The organism is Paenibacillus sp. RC334 (assembly GCF_030034735.1).
GTDB lineage: Bacteria > Bacillota > Bacilli > Paenibacillales > Paenibacillaceae > Paenibacillus > Paenibacillus terrae_A.
The window spans coordinates 4290558-4311056 of the sequence record NZ_CP125370.1; the positions used below are offsets into that span (position 1 = coordinate 4290558).

The 20499-nt window shown below is 47.5% G+C and carries 17 protein-coding genes; 3 read left to right on the forward strand and 14 right to left on the reverse strand.

The window, feature by feature from the left end:
* Nucleotides 1-83: 83 nt before the first annotated feature.
* The 5 genes from hisS to QMK20_RS19675 form a co-directional block, all read right to left on the reverse strand.
* The gene (gene hisS, locus QMK20_RS19655; RefSeq protein WP_283652970.1) at nt 84-1328 is read right to left on the reverse strand and encodes a histidine--tRNA ligase; all 1245 of its coding nucleotides are present in this window, start codon (nt 1326-1328) and stop codon (nt 84-86) included.
* A gap of 666 nt (nt 1329-1994) precedes the next feature.
* Nucleotides 1995-2447, reverse strand: a complete 453-nt coding sequence (locus tag QMK20_RS19660; RefSeq protein ID WP_283652971.1) for a hypothetical protein — start codon at nt 2445-2447, stop codon at nt 1995-1997.
* A gap of 50 nt (nt 2448-2497) precedes the next feature.
* Nucleotides 2498-3004: a type 1 glutamine amidotransferase domain-containing protein gene (locus QMK20_RS19665; RefSeq protein ID WP_283652972.1), complete on the reverse strand. Its 507-nt coding sequence runs from the start codon at nt 3002-3004 to the stop codon at nt 2498-2500.
* A 423-nt stretch (nt 3005-3427) separates the two neighbouring features.
* Nucleotides 3428-3874 (reverse strand): D-aminoacyl-tRNA deacylase, encoded by a 447-nt coding sequence (dtd, locus tag QMK20_RS19670; protein ID WP_137064039.1) that lies wholly within the window; start codon nt 3872-3874, stop codon nt 3428-3430.
* Between the two features lie 137 nt (nt 3875-4011).
* Entirely contained in the window at nt 4012-6189 is a 2178-nt protein-coding gene (locus QMK20_RS19675) for a RelA/SpoT family protein (RefSeq protein ID WP_283652973.1), read from the reverse strand.
* Between the two features lie 268 nt (nt 6190-6457).
* On the opposite strand from QMK20_RS19675, the gene uraA reads away from it, so the two are divergent.
* Complete coding sequence (gene uraA, locus QMK20_RS19680) at nt 6458-7768, forward strand: uracil permease (RefSeq protein WP_044648345.1); 1311 nt, start codon at nt 6458-6460, stop codon at nt 7766-7768.
* Nucleotides 7769-7908: 140 nt separating this feature from the next.
* On the opposite strand, the gene QMK20_RS19685 is transcribed toward uraA, so the two are convergent.
* The 7 genes from QMK20_RS19685 to QMK20_RS19715 all read right to left on the reverse strand — a co-directional run bounded on the left by QMK20_RS19685 (nt 7909) and on the right by QMK20_RS19715 (nt 16802).
* Nucleotides 7909-9966 carry a methyl-accepting chemotaxis protein gene (locus QMK20_RS19685; protein WP_283652974.1) on the reverse strand — a complete coding sequence of 686 codons (2058 nt, stop codon included), beginning with the start codon at nt 9964-9966 and terminating at the stop codon, nt 7909-7911.
* Between the two features lie 222 nt (nt 9967-10188).
* Nucleotides 10189-10701 carry an adenine phosphoribosyltransferase gene (locus tag QMK20_RS19690; protein WP_283652975.1) on the reverse strand — a complete coding sequence of 171 codons (513 nt, stop codon included), beginning with the start codon at nt 10699-10701 and terminating at the stop codon, nt 10189-10191.
* Between the two features lie 69 nt (nt 10702-10770).
* Nucleotides 10771-13167, reverse strand: a complete 2397-nt coding sequence (gene recJ / locus QMK20_RS19695) for a single-stranded-DNA-specific exonuclease RecJ (RefSeq protein WP_283652976.1) — start codon at nt 13165-13167, stop codon at nt 10771-10773.
* Between the two features lie 34 nt (nt 13168-13201).
* The gene (locus QMK20_RS19700) at nt 13202-14158 is read right to left on the reverse strand and encodes a cation diffusion facilitator family transporter (RefSeq protein ID WP_283652977.1); all 957 of its coding nucleotides are present in this window, start codon (nt 14156-14158) and stop codon (nt 13202-13204) included.
* Between the two features lie 132 nt (nt 14159-14290).
* The gene (gene secF, locus QMK20_RS19705; protein ID WP_283652978.1) at nt 14291-15208 is read right to left on the reverse strand and encodes a protein translocase subunit SecF; all 918 of its coding nucleotides are present in this window, start codon (nt 15206-15208) and stop codon (nt 14291-14293) included.
* Entirely contained in the window at nt 15198-16454 is a 1257-nt protein-coding gene (gene secD / locus QMK20_RS19710; protein ID WP_283652979.1) for a protein translocase subunit SecD, read from the reverse strand. Before secD ends, secF begins: the two co-directional genes overlap by 11 nt.
* 90 nt (nt 16455-16544) lie before the next feature.
* On the reverse strand, nt 16545-16802 hold the full coding sequence (locus QMK20_RS19715; RefSeq protein WP_013311570.1) for a post-transcriptional regulator: 258 nt from the start codon (nt 16800-16802) through the stop codon (nt 16545-16547).
* A gap of 306 nt (nt 16803-17108) precedes the next feature.
* On the opposite strand from QMK20_RS19715, the gene spoVB reads away from it, so the two are divergent.
* Nucleotides 17109-18683 carry a stage V sporulation protein B gene (spoVB, locus tag QMK20_RS19720; RefSeq protein WP_283652980.1) on the forward strand — a complete coding sequence of 525 codons (1575 nt, stop codon included), beginning with the start codon at nt 17109-17111 and terminating at the stop codon, nt 18681-18683.
* Between the two features lie 5 nt (nt 18684-18688).
* On the opposite strand, the gene QMK20_RS19725 is transcribed toward spoVB, so the two are convergent.
* A complete protein-coding gene (locus QMK20_RS19725; RefSeq protein WP_283656314.1) occupies nt 18689-19468 on the reverse strand; it encodes a YetF domain-containing protein in 780 nt (259 codons plus the stop codon).
* Nucleotides 19469-19673: 205 nt separating this feature from the next.
* Here QMK20_RS19725 and QMK20_RS19730 point away from each other — a divergent pair, with 205 nt between their 5' ends.
* The gene (locus QMK20_RS19730; RefSeq protein ID WP_283652981.1) at nt 19674-20063 is read left to right on the forward strand and encodes a TIGR04086 family membrane protein; all 390 of its coding nucleotides are present in this window, start codon (nt 19674-19676) and stop codon (nt 20061-20063) included.
* Between the two features lie 79 nt (nt 20064-20142).
* Here QMK20_RS19730 and yajC read toward each other — a convergent pair whose 3' ends face one another.
* On the reverse strand, nt 20143-20478 hold the full coding sequence (gene yajC / locus QMK20_RS19735; RefSeq protein WP_137064049.1) for a preprotein translocase subunit YajC: 336 nt from the start codon (nt 20476-20478) through the stop codon (nt 20143-20145).
* Nucleotides 20479-20499: the final 21 nt, after the last annotated feature.

The following is a 20499-nucleotide window of genomic DNA, read 5'->3' on the forward strand; positions in this document are numbered from 1 at the left end:
ACACACTCCTGTTTATGTTTTAGTAGTTGATGCTATCTGACCAGCCGAAGGAAGTTCCACCCGACTGAATGTTACTCTGGATTTTAACCTAGCTCTTCCACCAGTTGATCCAGCTTGACGGTACGCTGCTCGCCAGTTTCCATGTTTTTCAGTGCAATTTCACCGCGTACCAGCTCATCCTCGCCCAAAATCGCAGTATATCGTGCTTTAAAACGATCTGCCGATTTCATCTGTGCCTTCATTTTGCGACCCAGATAATCTCGCTCTGCGGCAAATCCGGCTTGGCGCAGCTTGAACAGCTGTCTGGTCACTTCCGTTTCTGCCGCTTCACCCAACGCCACCATATAGACATCCAGCGGCTTGGCTTCGTTCAGTTCGACACCCTGATGCTCCAAGATTAGCTGAATCCGCTCCAGTCCGATGCCGAAGCCTATACCCGGCTGATCCGGTCCGCCCAGATCGCCAACCAATCCGTTGTAGCGTCCGCCTCCACCGATGGTGTCAATGGCTCCAATTCCTTCGGCTTTAAATTCGAACGCGGTCAACGTATAGTAATCCAGCCCCCGTACCAATCGCGGGTTGACTGTATATTCCACGCCCATGGCGTCCAAATTTTGCTTTACCTTCTCAAAATGCGTGCTTGATTCCTCGTCCAAGCTATCCAAAATGGAAGGCGCACCGCCAAATTTGTCCTGGTCATCCTTGCTATCCAGCACTCGCAACGGGTTACGCTCAATACGCGCTTGGCTCTCCTTGGTCAATGTATCCTTGATCGGCAACAGGAAATCTACCAGATGCTGACGGTAAGCTGCACGACTTGCTGCATTGCCGACTGAGTTAATCTCTACCTTTACCCCCTTCAAGCCCAACTCACGGCAGAACTGATACCCGAAAGCGATAACCTCTGCGTCCAGTGCAGGATCTACCGCACCTAAAGCTTCAATACCGAATTGGTGGAACTGGCGCTGACGTCCAGCCTGTGGACGCTCATAGCGGAACATTGGACCGATATAATACAGCTTCGTTACATCCGGCTCCCCATACAGCTTGTTCTCCACATAGGAGCGAACCACGCCTGCTGTCCCTTCCGGACGTAAAGTCATACTACGTTTTCCTTTATCCTCAAAGGTGTACATTTCCTTTTCCACCACATCCGTTGTTTCACCCACACCCCGAACGAACAAATTCGTTTGCTCGAACATCGGTGTACGGATTTCACGATAATTAAAGCGGCGGCTAATTTCGCGGGCTTTTTCCTCGACAACTTGCCATCTTTCTACATTGCCCGGCAGCAAATCCTGCGTTCCCGTCGGTTTTTGAAAGGCCATTAACATATCCCCCCGTCTGTGTATTTCTTGTTTCAATATAAAACAAAAAATCCCTCGCCCTGTTAAATTAACAGGGACGAGAGATTGTCGTTTACGAATCACCCGTGGTACCACCCACATTCCGGAGTTTGCCTGGACAACCAGCGTAAAAAACGCTCAGTGCCCGTCAGCATTGCGCTGACTCCGCTCATACGTATAACGCCCGTAACGCGCAGTACGGCTATTATGCAGGATCATCGCCTGTTTGGTACAATTACCATGTACTCTAAGCGTGTATGCCTCAATTGTTCGCCGTCTGTTCTCGGGGAAGTCATTCGTCCGCTCATCAAGGGAATTTTTACAGCCTGGAAATTCCTCTCTGCGCTTGTGGGTTCGGAGTACTTGGTCCCGTCATCAAATCATTTTTCATTATTTTATGATTTTAAAGAACCGCTTCGACAAAGTCAAGACATTCCCTTCACAATAAGACAAATAAGTCCTATAAAAAGAAAATAACCTGCGGAAACGGTCCGCAGGTTCAAAAGATATATCAAAAGGGGGTCATGCTGTTATTATAAACAACGAATATTAAGGAATGATGTTTCGAATATTACAATTGTATTACAGCCGTTCTATAACATCTGAATTCCTCAATTTTTCGACAAACCCGTGACAGTTTTTTCAGCTTTAATCCAATTGTGCTACATAACCGCGATTGGAACGAAGCTTATGAACAACCTCATCGTAGTCAGCATCGTTCACCTTCGCAGATAACACATACCGTAATTCATCCTGATCACCGTTAATGTAGACGTCTGTCGCATGAAGTAGGCCTGTGTCGTGATCCGTCGTTCCGCTGCGGTCTTCGTTCAAATCCCTGCGTGCAGTGCCACGGTCAGCCTCGCCATTCTCCGCCTCTGGAATAATGTTCTCACTATAAGCCCCAGCGACAGGTATCGCCGCGCCAGCAGTGCCAGTGTTGTTATAGGGTAACATTGGGATTAATACCCGCGTGTCCCTGCCGAGCGCATCATCCAGCGCACCTACTTCCAAATGCTCCGTTCTATAGGCTTGCAGCGAAGATCTGGCGCCCTCAGCTTCATCTTCAGTGCGAAAATAAGCCTGAATTTGCTTTTCCATATCAAATCCTCCTCAAAATGGGATTGTACAGGCATGAATTCCAGTGGAATTTACAGTACCTTCAACAGCTCACGCACAAAAGCAGGCTCATCTTTAGGTGTACGAGACGTAATAAAGTTTCTGTCCACAACCGCCTCGCGATCCTCAAAATGCGCACCCGCATTAATTAAGTCATCCTTCAAAGGAGGATAAGCTGTAATCGTCCGTCCCTGTAACAAATCAGCGCTCGCCAAAATTTGCGGACCGTGGCAAATCGCGCCGATCGTTTTCTTTGCTTCATTAATTTCAGTCACAAATTTTAGAACATACGCATCCAGACGCAGATTTTCCGGGGATGATCCGCCGGGAATAACGACAGCATCATAGTCACTTGACTCCACATCCGCAATGGATTTTTCGATGGTGTAGCTTACTTTTCCCTGCTTGCCGTTCACCTTTTCGCCTTGTTTTAGCCCGATAATATCCGCCTCATGTCCGGCTTTCTTTAATTCATCGTAGGGCACTTGCATTTCGGAATCCTCAAATTGGTCGGCCAACAAAAACGCAATTTTACTCATATCGTTCAGATCTCCTTTCCGGTTATCCTCAAAGATGAGTTGTAAGTTAAGTTTGTGACAAATTTTGATTTGTCTACCACGCTTTGTTATTACCCGCTTGATCTATTTTTATAACAATTCGAAGCAGTGAAAAAGAAAAAGGAGCCTCTCGGCTCCTTCCCTATCTGCGTGGCAAAGCGCCACGTCCCGGCTTGTCCATAGCTGCTGCAACATGCTGCAATAACGTATCACTCTCACGAGTGAGGCTGGTTGCCTCCTGAATGCTACCGGGAAAAAAAGTGCAGCAGTTCGATAACCGTCCATTTTCGGGGTTTGACGCATGGCTTCGTCTCTCCTGTCACCCTTAAAGCTATCCATCTGGCTAAACACCAGCGGAGATGACATTATCCTCCCCCTTGAACGGTCATTTTATACTGCTCCACGTTACGAACGTTCGCTATCCAGAATCAGCGTTACCGGACCCCAGTTGGTCAATGACACATCCATCATGGCCCCGAAAATTCCCGTCTCGACCTCCAAGCCTTTTGCTCTTAGCTGACTGTTGAAAAAATCATACAGCTTCTCTGCTTCCTCAGGCTTGGCCGCCCCCATGAAGTTTGGTCTTCTGCCCTTACGGCAGTCACCATACAGCGTAAACTGAGAAACGGACAAAATAGCTCCGCCAACATCCAGCACACTGTCGTTCATTTTGCCTTCAGTATCCTCAAATATACGTAATCCCGCTGTTTTGTCCGCCAAATAAACGGCATCGGCCGCCGTATCTCCCTGACCAATACCAACCAGCAGCATCAATCCGGTTCCGATCTTGCCGACCACCTTTTGATTAACCGCTACCTGAGCGTCTTTACAGCGTTGAATAATAATCTTCATCGCCTGTCCGCTGTCTCCTTTATCCTTGCCCTTTAAAAGCCTCCTACAGGCACGCCACGTCTCTTTTAGCAACATAACGTGTCTCTATACCAAAATGCGTTACAAAGGCTGTAAACCTATTTGCACACCCACAAGGGCTATTGCATAATCCGGTGAACAGTGTACACATCTTTCACCCGTTTGATTCGTTCAACAACAGAGTGCAAATGATCCGTATTGCGGATGAGAATCGTAATGTGAATCATCGCCATTTTATTTTTGTCCGTACGGCCTGTAACGGCTGAGAAGCTGGTTTTATTTTCTGAAATAGCCTGAAGCACCTCGTTCAACAAGCCGTTACGATCATGTCCCGTAATCTCAATATCGACGCTGTAATTCACTTCTGCGGCTTCTTCCCACTCAACCTCGATCACACGCGCCTGATCTTCGCCCGTACCCGAAGGGATATTAGGACAATCCGTGCGGTGAACAGATACCCCGCGTCCACGTGTTACATAACCGATAATGTCGTCTCCCGGCACAGGGTTACAACATCGTGCAAAACGAACGAGCAAATTGTCTACGCCTCTGACGCTGACACCATTGGTCGGTGTTTTTTTCCGTTCGCCCTGCGGCTTATATTCCTTGACCTCGGTCGTCAGCTCAATCAGCCGCGCCTCTTCTTGCTCTCGTCGCAGCTTCTCTGTCAAACGTGTACAGACCTGCGCTGCTGTAATTCCACCGAAGCCGATGGCAGACAGCATATCCTCGATATCGTTAAAAGAAAACTTTTGCGCAACTTCCTGAAGCTTGTCGTCGCTCATCCACACCGAAGGCTCTATATCGCGTTTTCTCAGCTCGCGTTCCAGATTCTCACGGCCTTTTTCGACATTCTCCTCACGCTTTTCCTTCTTGAACCACTGCTTGATTTTACTGCGCGCGTGAGAGGACTGGGCAATTTTGAGCCAGTCCTGACTAGGTCCATAAGAATGCTTGGACGTCATAATTTCGACGATATCGCCGGTTTTAAGCCGATAGTCCAGCGGCACAATTCTTCCGTTTACCTTGGAGCCAATTGTGCGGTTCCCGACTTCGGTATGGATCCGGAAAGCAAAGTCCAGCGGAACCGATCCGGCTGGCAGCTCAATAACCTCTCCTTTTGGCGTAAATACAAAAACAAGATCGGAGAAAAAGTCCATTTTGAGCGATTCCACAAATTCCGACGCGTCCTTCGCCTCATTTTGCAACTCCAGAATTTCGCGAAAAAAGGTGATTTTATCCTCAAAATTGGTGTTATTCGATCCATTTCCTTCTTTGTAGGCCCAGTGAGCCGCGATCCCGAACTCAGCAGTACGGTGCATATCCACCGTGCGAATCTGTACCTCGGTTGGTTCGCCATTCGGACCTACTACTGTCGTATGAAGGGACTGATACATGTTGGCCTTAGGCATGGCTATATAATCTTTAAACCGCCCCGGCATCGGCTTCCACAATGTATGGATAATGCCCAGTGTGGCATAGCAGTCCTTAATGTTATCCACAATGATCCGAATCGCCAGCAAATCATATATTTCATTGAATTGCTTGTTTTTCGTCGTCATTTTTTTAAACACACTGTAAATATGCTTGGGACGCCCGGATAGATCGGCCTGAATGCCCATCTCTTCCAGCTTCTCAGCGATGCGTTCTATAACGTTATCAATAAACTGCTCCCGCTCTGCCCGCTTCTTATGCATCAAATTGGCGATGCGATAATATTGCTGAGGATTCAGATAGCGCAAAGCAATATCTTCCATTTCCCATTTAATCGCTGAAATACCCAGTCGGTTCGCAACCGGACAGAAAATTTCCAACGTTTCATAAGCGATCCGGCGCTGGCTTTCCTCGGACTGGTATTTCAAGGTGCGCATGTTATGCAGACGATCCGCCAACTTGATGACAATGACGCGAATGTCCTGTGCCATGGCAATAAACATTTTTCGATAATTTTCGTTCTGTTGTTCTTCCTTGGAACGGAACTGGATACGCTCCAGCTTCGTCAGACCATCGACAAGCATCGCACATGTATCGCCAAAATGCTCGCGAATCTGCGCCAAAGACACTGTCGTATCCTCCACAACGTCATGTAAAAGAGCGGCGATAATGGAGATGGTATCCATCTGCATATTAACGACGATATCAGCAACCGCAAGCGGATGCAGAATATAAGGTTCACCGGACTTGCGAGTCTGGCCTGAATGGGCCTGCTCGGCAAAATCGTAGGCTTCCCTGATGCGGATAAGATCTGCTTCTCTGGTATAGGCCCCGGCCTTTTTAAGTAATTGCTCTATCCCCATTCTGCTCTATTCCGTGTCCTTTCTATGCAAAATGGAACCCGCCGATCATGTCGCGCAAAGGTTCCCTTTTAAAAGTGATTTCCTATAATTATGACGGTTACCACGTCACACGTCAACTATTACAGGTTTGGCATTGTCGTGTCATTCCGACACATATAGGTCAATGAAATCAGGATTGTTGGCGAAATGAAACGAATTATATTGAAAAAAATACGAAAAGTAATTAATGTATATAAGAATAATTGAAAGAACTAAGGAGTGAACTGCGTTGCAACGCGAAATTCAAGTTAATGAAAAGCTTCCGGCAGGACCCGGGTTCCTGCTCAGCGTACAGCATTTGTTTGCCATGTTTGGCAGTACCGTGCTGGTACCGAATATCTTCGGTGTCGATCCCGGCATGATTTTGCTAATGAACGGAATTGGCACATTGCTGTACATCTGGATCTGCCGTGGCAAAATTCCCGCCTATCTCGGCTCCAGCTTCGCTTTTATCGCTCCAGTTAGTCTCGTGCTTAAAAACAACCCTGGTGGCAATGGTTATGCCATGGCCCTCGGCGCTTTCATTGTTACAGGTATTATTTTCTGCCTTGTTGCGCTGGTGATCAAATATGCCGGAACCCGGTGGCTGGACGTTGTATTCCCACCGGCTGTCATGGGCTCCATCGTAGCCCTGATTGGTCTGGAACTGGTTCCGGTTGCAGCAGGCATGGCAGGCATTATCAATGCCGATCCCACCAAAGCCTGGACCCCGGATCCCAAAACCATTACCCTTTCCCTTGTTACACTAGGTGTCACTGTTCTGGGAGCCGTGCTGTTTCGCGGGTTTGCCAAAATCATTCATATTCTGATTGGTATCGTGGTGGGGTATGTGCTCGCTTATTTTATGGGTATGGTAAACACGCAAGCAATTGCGGATGCTCCTTTTTTCGGACATCCTGCAATTACCACTCCAGTATTTAACACCTCGGCTATGCTGACGATTCTTCCGGTCGCTCTGGTCGTTATCGTGGAGCATATCGGGCATTTGCTTGTGACTAGCAATATTGTCGGACGCGAGCTGTCCAAAGATCCCGGCCTGCATCGTTCGCTGCTGGGTAACGGTATCTCCACTATCTTTTCTGGTTTTGTTGGCTCGACGCCCAATACAACCTATGGTGAAAATATCGGTGTCATGGCATTAACGAAAGTGTACTCTGTATGGGTCATTGGCGGGGCCGCTGTCATTGCCATCCTGTTGTCCTTCTCAGGCACCTTCTCGGCGATTGTTTCCAATATCCCGGCTCCGGTCATGGGCGGCGTATCCTTGCTGTTGTTCGGTGTCATCGCTGCTTCCGGTCTAAGAATCTTCGTGGAGCAAAAAGTTGATTTCGCCAAGCCGACTAACATGCTGCTTGCTACGGTCGTACTGGTCGTCGGAATCAGTGGTGCTACACTCACTTGGGGCGCTGTTACCCTCAAAGGTATGGCGTTGGCTACAATCATCGGGATCATCCTTAGCTTGTTCTTCAAGCTAATTGACGTACTCGGCTGGTCCAATGATAAAACTCAGGAACCCTTGACAGAAAAAACACCGGATTGATGCCTGTCCCATCACATTAAAAATCGCCGACTCCATGTGCTGCGAATGAACACCACCTGCCAAAACGGCAAAGCGTGTTGAGCCACAGTCCATGGAGAACGGCGATTTTTTTATTGCAGCGCCTGTATTTTCAAACAACATCACACACGAAAATGGGATACCACCTGATTGAGCGTGTCAGAAACGCTTGTAAGCGACTTCGCTGAGCTACCCAGACTTTCCAACGCTTTCAGTTGCCGTTCAGATCGTTCAGAGGCTTGCCCAGCACGTTCAGCAGAAGCTTTTGCAATATCGGCAAGGTAACTAATAGATGCCGCAACTTCCTCTGAGCCTGCTGACATTTGCTCCGAAGCCGATGAAACCTCCTGCACTTCAATCGCCACCTGCTGGATATCCTGATTCATCGCAGCAAAACGCTGTTCCACCTCCTGCAAAATTGCCACCCCTTCATCCATCTCCAGAGTGCCTTGTTGCATCCCTTCCATTGCTAATTTCGTTTCTTCCTGCATAGATCGGATTCGGCTCGTAATTTGCTCCGCTGACTGGCTGACATTTACGGCAAGCTTGCCGATCTCTGAAGCCACAACAGCGAACCCTCGGCCATGCTCACCCGCACGTGCGGCCTCAATAGAGGCATTCAGCGACAGTAGCTTGGTCTGCCCGCTAATTTCCTGAATGATCCCGATAATGCTGCCGATCTGGGCCGACCGTTCATTCAACGAACCTACTACCTTGCCTGCTTCATCCATAGATACCTTCGCTTTGTGCATTCCTCGGGTGACCTCGGTCAAACGTTCATTTCCTTGATGAGCCTTATGTTCAATGCCTGTGGTAGCTTCAGATACCTGCTGTATGGATTCGGCAATACGTTGAACGCCAACAGCCATTTCCTCCATCGCAGTCGCACTCTCTGCCGCAGCAGCCAACTGTAGTTCTGCGCCTTCTTTTACCTGAGCCAGCTCGTCAGCATTGTGCTTCGCATCCTCAGCTGCGCCAGAAATATCCCCGGAAATAGTTGAGGATACCGTCGTAATCACGCCGGATTCTTCGCTCAAGCGACTTGCCATCCCCCTTGTAGCAGCAATCACCTCATTGATTCCCTCTGCCATTTGACCAAACTCATCTTTACGATGATGAGATACTTCAACTGTATAATCTCCAACGGCCATGCGATTCGTTATCTGCATTATTTTTTTAATTTCTTTGACCATTCCTGAATTGCTAACCAGCAAAGCCCCCATGATCAACAGGATTCCGATAGCACTAACGATAAGGAGCAGTTTAAGCATTTCGTTCGCAGGACGATTCAGCTCCGAATCCGGTAGCAGCACCCCAATTTTCCAACCGGTTTGCGGTATTGTATCATACAATATCCGATAATCCTCATTCCCGATGGACGCGGACAACTGCCCGGAAGCACCATTTTGGATAGCTTCTGCCTCCTCCATACCCAACACTTTCGCCAGCGGTTCACCTGCTTTTATGGATTGGAGTCCCGATGACAGGATCGCTCCATTCTTGTCCATCAAAACCGCGCTTCCTTGGGCACCGAATTTCATCCGTTCGATATAGGCTTGAATACTCGCCATACTTAAGTCACCCGTAATGACACCCATCAGCTTACCTGTTCGGTCATAAAATGCTTTTCCGGCAGTAATCATATTTACTTTCATTTTGGAATCGTAAAAAGGCTCCGTAAAGTTTATATCTTTACCTCGCTCAACAGCCCCTGTATACCACAACTTTGTTAAATAGTTATATTGGGGATCATCATATTCAGTCGTTTGCTTCATTTGTTTACCATCTCTATACACATAATTGGATCGATATGTCGTATCAGGCTCATACGCATCCTTGGCGAAAAAAACACCCAGACCATAGGTCATATCATTCAATGCCAACTCTTGTTCATACAAATGACCATAATCTTCAATTTTCGTTCCTGTCCCCAGCTGTTCTGCACTCTTGGCCAGCATGGAGACAAGTAAAGCATGCCGATCCACATTAGCTGCAATATCTGCTTTAACTCCCGACAGAGAGTGGGTAGCATTCTGGCTAATTTCCGCGTCCAACTTTTGCTTGGCGAAAAAGTAAGACAAAAAACTGATTAAAATCAAAGTCAGGAGCACAAGGGGAACCAAGGTAGAGAATGTTCGTGCTTGTAAGCTTTTAAATTGAAATGTACGCAATATGACCACCCCTGCCCCTTTTTATTGTTTATCGACAATTCGTTCAATTTTTTTATAACGATTTTCGTAAATGAATTGAAAGTTTATGTTAATTACATTTCTAACCAAAAACACATACCTATACAAAAATAGCCCGATGGAGCAACTCTTTTAGAAAAGAGAGGTTCCATCGAGCTATTTTTGTTATTCATGCTCAAATATTTCCCGGGAAACCCCCAGGCTTTAGAGCGCTTAGTACGTAATCAGCGTAAATACATCTACGTCAGGCAATTTCGCCCGTCCATTCAGATCAGACAGCTCTATAAGAAAAGCAGTCCCTACCACATTTCCACCAAGCTGACGTACCAAATTCACTGATGTAGCGATGGTTCCGCCTGTAGCAAGCAGATCATCCGCAATCAAAACATTTTGTCCCGGCTCAATTGCATCCTTATGCATAGCCAGCATGTCCTTGCCGTATTCCAAGCCGTATGCTTCCTCGATAGTATCACCAGGCAGCTTGCCACTTTTACGGATGGGAATAAAACCAACACCAAGCGCATAAGCCAGAGGCGCACCTACAACGAATCCACGTGCTTCAGGACCTGCAATCAGATCAATTTTCAAATCCGATACCAGTTCCTTCATATCATTGATTGCCTTGCGGTACAGTTCTCCATTTTTCATCAGGGTCGTAATATCCTTAAAACTAATCCCTGGTTGTGGAAAATCGGGAATCACCCGAATATATTCTTTGTAGTCCAACTTAGTTCCTCCTACTGTAAACTTCTAATTAGTATGTCCATCCTACATCATTGACTTTGAGGGTACGCCTCAAGACGCGCCCTTCATAAGCGACATAATCCAGCTTGTCATCTGGGTTGTATCCGCATCCAGCAAATAACGCTCCATTTCAGCCATATCATGCAATTCCTGATAACGTGGAGAAGCCGTTAAATCTCGCTTGGGTGGATTGGAAACAAAACAGAATCGCCCTTTTGTACGCGTTATAAACTCAAGCTCCTCGAAAATGTCCAGCACTTTTGATAGCATTCGTACTGAACAGGAGCATTGGCGGCTAAGGGCAGGCAGCATTGCTTTTTCGTCCACAGGCTGCGTCCCTACTCGGGAAAGCACAACGTAAATACGCTTGAACAGCTCTCTGTCCGGGCTGACGAGCCGACCGCCTCGTTCACTGACCGAATGAAGAAGAAACACATTCTCCACATCTTCAAACGTAGACCACAATGCCTGCAACTGCTCTGGCGTATCCGGTGGCTCCAACACGAACAGTGACTTTACAGAGTGCTGCGTATCCCTTCGATCATCACCGGGAGTAACGCCGCCCTCCTTATCATATACCCATATGGATTCGGCGTTCACTGGACGAGACGGACGAAGCCTGGACGATGGATGCATCACAACAGCAACGTCATTTTTTCGTTCTTCTATACGAGGATGAAAAATCTTAAGCCCCCGCTCCAGCTCAGCAAAAGGGTCCGATACTCCCCGATAATCAAAAATTTGCGGAGCCTGTACACGGATATCCTGCATCATCAGCTGGAGGGAGCGTTTGCCGTTCCACTCGTTAATAGAAAGCTCGCCCATCAGATCAAGCTCGGTTTGCTGCTGCAAAAAATCAGCCAGATCACCACGCCGGAAGGCAATCGCATCCAGCGATAATCCGTTCTGCTCCAGCAACAGCTTTACATGATTTTTCTCACGCCCCATTTTACGGGCCTCACGCAATTGAAGACCCTGTAACACGAAACGTGGAGAAGGGTTCCCCATACCAAAGGGCTGGAGTAACTCCAGTTCTTCAACCACCTGTAAAGATACCTCGTCCAGACGACAGACCATATCTGCCTCGGCTACAGGAACGAGATTGTCTGGCGTCAAAATGGAAGCGGCATAGCGATTTAACCGTTCCTCAAATAATGCCAGATTGTCGCGAGACAGCGTCATACCCGCAGCCGAAGGATGACCGCCAAAGTGCTCCATCAGGTCATGACTGTCTGTCAGAGCACTATAAATATCCAGGGCCGGAATAGAACGGGCAGACCCTTTGCACATTCCTGTCTCTGCATCTATGCCCAGAATAATGGTTGGACGATAATAGCGATCCAGCAACTTGGATGCCACAATCCCCACGACACCCACGTTCCAGCCTTCACCAGCCAATACGATGACAGACGGCAGCGTGCCTCCATTCAGCTTGGCTGCCAGCTGCTGCTCGGCTTGCTCCACAATACGTTCAACTACTTGCTGACGCTCCCGATTGAGCAGATCCAGCGCATGCGCGAGCTGATCAGCTTCTTCCTCCTGCTCTGTCGTCAAAAGGGAGACCGCCCGTCCTGCATGATCCAGACGTCCGCTGGCATTAATCCGGGGAGCCAAGGCAAATGCAATGTTGACAGAGGTCACTGTAGACATATCCACACCCGCTACACCAAGCAACGCCCGAATACCCGGAAACGCAGAGCTTCTCATAGACTGAATCCCTCTGCGTACCATCGTCCGGTTCTCACCATGTAACGGCATCAGATCAGCTACCGTACCGATAGCAGCAATTTCAAACCATTCCTCGGGTACTTCACCCAGCAGCGCCTGCGCCAGCTTTAGAGCGACACCTACACCAGCAAGACCCTTGAATGGATAGGGACAGCCAGGTAGCTTAGGATTGATCAGAGCATACGCTTCAGGAAGCACAGCAGGAGGCTCGTGATGGTCTGTAACAATAACATCTATACCCAAGGTTGCCGCATAAGCGATTTGCTCTACTGCACTAATTCCCGTATCCACTGTAATGACGAGCGTAACCCCCTGCTGGTTAGCCCAATCAAGGGCATGATTGTGCAGTCCATATCCCTCATTGGAGCGGTGCGGAATATAAATATCATACGAAGCTTTCAGGAAGCGCATAAGCTGAATCATCAATGACGTACTGGATACCCCGTCCGCATCATAATCACCATAAATTAATATGTGTTCGCCACGTTCTAGCGCCTGACGGATCCTCGGCACTGCCTCTTTCATGCCCAGGAGCAGAAAAGGGTCGTGTATGTCGTCTGCACTCCCGTACAAAAAACGGTTTGCTTCCCCGGCCGTAGTGACACCCCGATTCACTAAAAGCCGGGACAACAATGGTGAAATCCCCAGCTCTTCCGTCAACGGCTGAGCCGCTTCCAGGCTAACCTCCGGGGTCTTCCATCGGTACTGCGAATGAAGCAATCCTATTCACCTTTCTTTCATAGTCGCCCTGTTATTATTGCAGCAAGGACGACACATCATTATCCGGTAGTTCATGATTAGACTTGTAAGGATACCCGGCTTGATAAGAAACGAACTGCATCTGTACATGGGTCACCTGCGGAAAACGCGCCAGTAGCAGATTTTTTGCCCGATCAGCAATTTCCTGCGCTTCTTGCACGGTAATCCGGGGATTCACGCTAATGATTACATCCACAGTTATAAAATGACCTGCTTCCTGTGCATGCAGATGCTCAACTGTTACGATACCATGCACCCGCTGTATCGTCTCCATAAAGCGTTGTGAGTCTTCCTCACGCAGAGGTTGTGCAGGAGCCGAATAGGCGGTATTCAGTACCATCAGATATCCTTTACGCAACACCAGACAGGCTACCAGCAACGCAGCGGTCGGGTCAAGATATAATAATGCAGGCCACTCCATCGCTTCGCCTGTCATTGCCCCAATCATGCCGATCAAAGCAATCAGCGACGCATAAAGCGAATACCGTTCATGATTAGCGTACAAATCTGCTTCAGCCTTATGACCATGTTTAATGGAGTAGCGGTATTGAAACTGAAACAGCGACTCTCTCAGTACCAAAGCAGTGAAAGCGGTAATTAGTGCATACAGACCTGGAGCCTGCGGATCTGGACTGCTTAAAGAACGAACAGCCGATATGCCCAACTGAAGACCACTCATTAGAACCAATATAGCCAGTACTACCGATATGACAGTCCGGACTTTTTCACCGTTTCGCAACCGTGCCAGTATACCATGCTCTGCTGCACCTTTGGAAAACAAAAGCTCCTGCAAACGGGAAGCACTATCCGCAGCCGTGTGCAGCGCATCACCCATCAGCGCCTTGCTGTTTGCCGCATAACCGACGGTTCCCTTTAGAACAGCCAGTGCAAGATTACCCACAATCCCGCTCCACGCCGCAGTTTCCAATGATCGGCTGCGTTCGCTATTCACAACGTCTCCCCCTCAATCCTGAACTGACAATTTCCCGGTAATGCTCCATTTCAAATTCTCCAAACCTTAGAAAACCGCGCCCATGCAGACGCGGCTTTCTCTTTAATTCATACTGCTGATGTTAAGCATAATTTAAGACTTTGCAGTCTTGGCTGCACCACCGCCTGCTGCCGGAGACTTTTGTTTTCCTTTCAAAGCTACCCACAACGGGCTGGCAATGAAGATGGAAGAATAAGCACCGAACAACAAACCAATAACCATCGCAAGCGAGAACATCCGAATCGACTCGCCGCCAAAAACGAACAAGCACAAGGAGGCAATAAACACAGTAAACACCGTTGCAAGTGAACGAGTCATCGTCTGTGCAATACTGTGATCGACCACCTGTTCCAAGTCATCCCTGGACTTCTTCTTCGCAAATCGTAAATTTTCCCGAATACGGTCAAAAATTACGACGGTGTCATTGATGGAGAAGCCGACAATCGTCAGAATTGCCGTAATAAAGGTCAAATCCACCTCAAGTCGGAAGATGGAAAAAATACTGATAACGAGAAATGCATCATGCAACAGCGAAACAATTGCTGCAATGGCAAACCGCCATTCAAACCGGATCGAGATATAGGCAGCGATGGCTACACAGGCCAGCAAAATTGCCCATATTGCATTTCGCTCCAGCTCTTGCGCCATTTCCGTATCCACCGTATTAACCTCAAAGGATGCCTTTGGATCAAGCTCTTTATTGAAAGATGTTTTAAAATCATTCACTTGCTGATCCGTCAATACCTGCGAAAAGCGAATACCAAAACGTTCTTTGCCCGGCGTATAATCCACCTCTTTGCCGATACCCTTCTTGTCCAGCAAAGTTTGAATCTGTTCCTGTGTAACTGCTTTGGTCAAATTGACATCCACATTGGAACCGGAACGGAAATCAACACCGTAATTCAAACCGAAAATCGACAAGCTCAAAATACCAAGCAGCGTGATAATAATCGAAAACGTGTAAAACCACTTGCTCATCTTGATATATTTAAAGTCCCAATTAAAGCGCACTGATATCACTCTCCTTCACACCAAAATACTTGGGCTTCTTCACAGCATCCGCTTTAACCAGCAGATTGAGCAAGAAACGAGAGAAGAAGATATTTGTCAAAATACTGGTGACAATATCAACGATGAGCACCAGAGCGAAACCTCTAACCGAGCCTGTTCCCAGACCAAACATAACAGCAGCCGCTATAATGGTTGTAATATTGGCATCCATAACGGTACGGAACGAGGCTTTACTACCTGCGATGACAGAAGAACGAATCGTTTTACCTGTCTTGATTTCTTCTTTAATCCGCTCATACGTAATGATATTGGCATCGACCGCCATCCCGATCCCCAGCACGAACGCTGCGATACCCGGAAGCGTGAGTACAAACCCGCCTAAGTAGAAGATGGCAAGCACCAGCCAGGTATGAACGATGAGACAGAAGCTGGCAACCAGTCCCGGTACACGGAACATCAAAATCATGAATACCAAAATAATGATCGAACCAATCAAACCGGCACGGATCGTCTGATCCAGTGACAATTGGCCCAGTGTAGCGCCTACACTCTGAGAATATTTTTCCGTCAGTTTGAGCGGAAGCGCACCCAGGTTAATCGTATCGGCCAGCTTGTTCGCTTCATCACGAGTATAGTTACCTGTGATCGATGCGCTGCCATCCGTCAGTTCTCCACGTACCGTAGGGGCGGAGAGTAATTCCTGATCCAGGAAAATAGCCAACTCTTTGTTCAGAAGTCGCTTTGTAATTTCAGCAAACTTGGCTTTGTCTTTCACTTTGATACTAATTTCAGGTTGGTTCAGCTGGTCAAAGCCGACAACAGCGCCGTTCTCCACAAAATCATTACCGCGAAGCTCAACTTTGCTGAATTGGCCCGGCTTTTTAGCATCCGCTGCCGTTGCACTGCGGAACGTCAGCTCGGCAGGCTTTTTCAGCATGGAGCGGACTTCTGCCTCATTGGAGACACCAGCAAGCCGCACACGAATACGGTTGGTGCCCTCCGTTGTTACTTCCGGCTCAGTCGTACCGAGCGCATTAATCCGTCTCTCCAGACTTTGAGCTGTTTGTATGAGAGACTGTCTGGTTACACTCTGCCCGGCTTCCAAAGGCTGGGCTTCATATAAAATTTCAAAGCCTCCCTTTAAATCGAGGCCTAGTTTTAAACTGTTCAGCAGGCCCGGGCTTGTCCCGACCATAACACCAGTGGTTATGAGCACGACCACGATGAAACTTAGAATTCTCTTCATTCCGTCCCATGTTCCCCTTTCATTCTCAATATTCCTATTATAGCTACCCCTCAAAAAGCAGTCAATTTGAACGCAAAAAAAGACCCCCTTCTATTCGAAAGTGGAGCCCCGTAATGCGGACATTGTCAAATAGTTCATAAAGCTCGTCGCTTTAAGGGAAAGTATATCGTTAACGAGCTTGTGCAGCGGAGGAATACCCTCCTTTTCATATTTATGGCTGACACAATTCCAGACGTCCTTGCTTGTGACATGCTCATAGCCTACGAGAATCAACTCGTCCGCCTTGCTTTGACACAGCATCTCAATTGCGTCATCCCAATCCTGCTCATCCAGCTCTTCCATACCCACGATGGCCGTTCCTCCTCCCAGCGACTCCGGTTCCGCAGATCAGAAATTAGCGGGTTATTGACTGCTTTATAGAACATTTCTGCCCTGATCCTGGAAAACCCTTCTTTTTCGTCGAAAATAGCCGTAAATCAACAATATATGCATTCATTTCGATCGTCAATAGCAGAATTCACCACTCCCCCTCTGGTTGTTCTGATCCCTCTGCTTTCATTCGGAAAAGCTTGTCATGAACATGGACAGGTCTGGCATATCTTTTAAAGTAACACATAGACGCGGAATTCATTTTTGGGGAAGAGGGAGTTGCGATTGAAAAAGCAGACATTCATCCATGGAGCAATTATTTTATTAGCGGCTGGAATTATCAATCGGCTGCTGGGTTTTATTCCGCGAATCGCGCTCCCGCGTATTATCGGTCCCGAAGGAGTCGGCTTGTACCAACAGGGGTATCCCTTTTTTATCGTGCTGGTAACCCTTATTACCGGGGGGATACCGCTTGCCGTAGCCAAGCTTGTAGCCGAATCTGAAACGGCAGGTCAGCCCGAAATGTCACGGCGTATTTTGCACACAAGCCTGCGTTTCACCGTTACACTCAGCCTGCTTGCCATGGTGCTCTGTCTTCTCTTTGCCCCCTGGATTACAAGCCACCTGCTGACAGACAGCCGTGTTTATTATACATTTGTCAGCATGAGTCCGATGATTGTTATTGTTGCTGTTTCCTCTGCCTACAGAGGCTATTTTCAGGGAAAACAAAATATGATTCCGTCCGCAAGCTCCTCCATTGCCGAGACTGTCATGCGCATTTTTTGCGTCATCTGGTTTGCTTATCTGCTCCTTCCGCATGGCGTAGCCTATGCTGCTGCGGGGGCGATGCTCGGTGCGCTGGCGGGTGAACTCATTGGCATGATTGTTCTTCTATGGCAATACAAGTGGAACCAGCAAAAAGGTCATATCCCCCTACAACCGGAAGTTTCTCCATCTTCAAGTGCTCATTCCGAACAACCGTCTGTGTTGTCACGACTTCTGTCTATATCGGTTCCCGTAACAGCCGGAAGACTTGTGGGATCGTTGTCCTATTTGCTCGAATCTATTCTATGTATGCGCAGCCTGGCCGTAGCAGGTATTGCCACCGGAGTGGCAACCGCCCAATACGGGGCCATGCAGGGTATGGTCATTCCTGTGTTATTACTACCCGGTGTCCTCACCAGTTCACTGGCTGTTTCCCTTGTACCTTCTTTATCCGAAGCTGCTGCCAAGGGACAAATGACAGCCATTCATAAGCGATTGCATCAATCCCTTCGGCTTGCTTTAGTTGCAGGAGCCCCATTTGCTGTCATTATGTACGTATTGGCTGAGCCTCTGTGCCTGCTCCTCTACAACAATGGCGACATTGCAGGCATGCTTAAGCTCATGGCTCCTTTTGCTCTTTTCATGTACATTCAGGCCCCGCTTCAGGCAACACTTCAGGCTCTGGATCGTCCCGGAAGCGCCTTATTCAATACCTTTGTCGGAGCCGTTATCAAAATCGTGCTTATCGTCTGGCTTGCTTCCCAGCCTCAATACGGTATTTATGGAGCTGTTATTGCCATTTGTATCAACAGTTCCATAGTCACTCTTTTGCATGGCTTCAGTGTAAGCAGACTACTTCGGTTTAGAGTGCGGCTGCTTGATTTCTGGAAAACCGGAGTCGGCATGATTATCATGGCGGCTGCCGTCTTATATGCTTACAGACATCTAACGGTTTTCAGTCAAATGTGGCTGCAATTTCTTTTCGCCGCAGGCTTAGGCATTATTCTGTACCTTTTTCTAATGACTCTGATCAAAATGATTGACTGGGACAATCTCAACCGTATCCCCATCCTGAGAAGATGGTTTAAGGCATAGCAGGCTTAATCCGAGGATTCCCCAAAGGCAGGCGGCGTAATATATACATCGCCTTTATGGTTAACCGAGCACAAGAAAACATCCTTAAAATCTTTATGTCCTTGAGCTTGAATCTGATTTTTAAGCCAAAAACGGTTCATATCCATACGCTCCAAATTTCGATCCAGCACTTTGCCATCCATAATCAACGGAATGGGAAGGCCTTCATATCTAAACTTCCCGCCGATTTGAGGCGAAGGATGGACTTTATTCTCTTGTTGATCGTTGTTTATCAAATTCGTTTGTTCTAAATTTGGTTTCTGCTTTTCAGATTCACTATCTCCAACGTCATCATCTTTACTTATGACCGTGAGCTTGCCTGTCGTTTCCAAAATAACGTATTCTACATCGTCCAAGCCTTCGATATTTTGTTCCCGAAGTTGTAACAGCAGATCATCTAAATTGTAGCGTTGCTTCAGCATTTCTTCCCTGTTTATTTGTCCATTGGAGAACAATACACTGGGCTTACCATCGAACAGCAGCCGCAGACGCCGACTTTTAAGACTGAAATACGAAATGCCGATCTGCAAAATCAGAAGCACGCCCAAAGGAATCAATCCTTCATACAACGGACGTTTTATATCTTCCAAACTGAATACAGCGATTTCCGCAATCATAATGGATATCACGAGGTCAAAAACAGATAATTTTCCGATCTCCCGTTTACCCATTAAGCGCATAACCAGAAATACAATAAAATACATGAGCAACGTTCGAAATATATGTGCAAAAATATCGTGACCCAACATGTCGCCTCCTCTCCTGTACTTGCGACAAGACATTCGCCGTTCATTGTACACGTATTCTGACCGTTTCTCATATCAACCATACAAAAAACAAAAGGTTAAATTATTCAAATAAAGACAAAGACTGCTTACGACTTGGTACTAAGCCGGGAGGCTTGGCCATAGAATTATAATAGTTCAAACCTTGGTACAGGAGGAATTATCAATGGAGCTCATTCGCCGCTGGTGTTCGTTTCGTCTGGCCCATCCCATTTTATCCGGCTTGTTTTATGCTTTTGCATGGATGCTGCTGGGCGCATTTATCCTTTCGCTACTCTTGTGGCTGACACAGATGCAGGAACAGGATTTATCGTTGTATACGTACATCGTTCATGCATTCGCCATGGTATCCGGCGGCTTCGTCGCCGGTAAAAGATCTACGAACAAAGGCTGGTATCAAGGCGGTATTACAAGCATCCTGTATGGGCTAATCGTGCTGCTGGTCGGTTTTCTGGCACTGGATGCAGGCATGAACGCCAAGGATCTTTTGCATCTGGGAATTGCCTTTATCATTGGAGCCGGGGGCGGGATGTTTGGGATTAACCTGAGCAGATAATCAAAATGTATGTGGCGAAACAACACAAAAAACCGAGCCCTTCTCAAAGGCTCGGTTTTTGCATGGTTATGCTAATATTCTATGATTTGGAAACAACTTCCTCGGAAGCAGCATCTTTTGCAATCGCATTGCTGATCGCGCTGCGATCAAAGGTTAGCTTCGTAACATCATTCACACGCAAAACGACCACATCATCCGTAATCTCCATAATTGTACCATGAAGACCTCCGATTGTAATCACTTTATCACCCTTTTTCAAGGCTTGAAGCATCGTTTGACGCTGCTTCTGTTTTTTCTGATTCGGACGAATCAGCAAGAAATAGAAGATTACAAACATCAGAGCCAGTGGCCAAATCATTTGAAAAAGCCCCCCAGCTCCACCGGGTGCAGCTGCAGCTGTAGCAAATTGAAACATATTAAATCCCCCTTTCGTATA

Coding starts and splice junctions, on each gene's coding strand:
- QMK20_RS19660 (WP_283652971.1), bottom strand. CDS start 2,447: ATGGAAAAGCAAATTCAGGCTTATTTTCGCACTGAAGATGAAGCTGAG.
- yajC (WP_137064049.1), bottom strand. CDS start 20,478: ATGTTTCAATTTGCTACAGCTGCAGCTGCACCCGGTGGAGCTGGGGGG.
- dtd (WP_137064039.1), bottom strand. CDS start 3,874: ATGAAGATTATTATTCAACGCTGTAAAGACGCTCAGGTAGCGGTTAAT.
- QMK20_RS19730 (WP_283652981.1), top strand. CDS start 19,674: ATGGAGCTCATTCGCCGCTGGTGTTCGTTTCGTCTGGCCCATCCCATT.
- secD (WP_283652979.1), bottom strand. CDS start 16,454: ATGAAGAGAATTCTAAGTTTCATCGTGGTCGTGCTCATAACCACTGGT.
- hisS (WP_283652970.1), bottom strand. CDS start 1,328: ATGGCCTTTCAAAAACCGACGGGAACGCAGGATTTGCTGCCGGGCAAT.
- QMK20_RS19665 (WP_283652972.1), bottom strand. CDS start 3,004: ATGAGTAAAATTGCGTTTTTGTTGGCCGACCAATTTGAGGATTCCGAA.
- QMK20_RS19675 (WP_283652973.1), bottom strand. CDS start 6,189: ATGGGGATAGAGCAATTACTTAAAAAGGCCGGGGCCTATACCAGAGAA.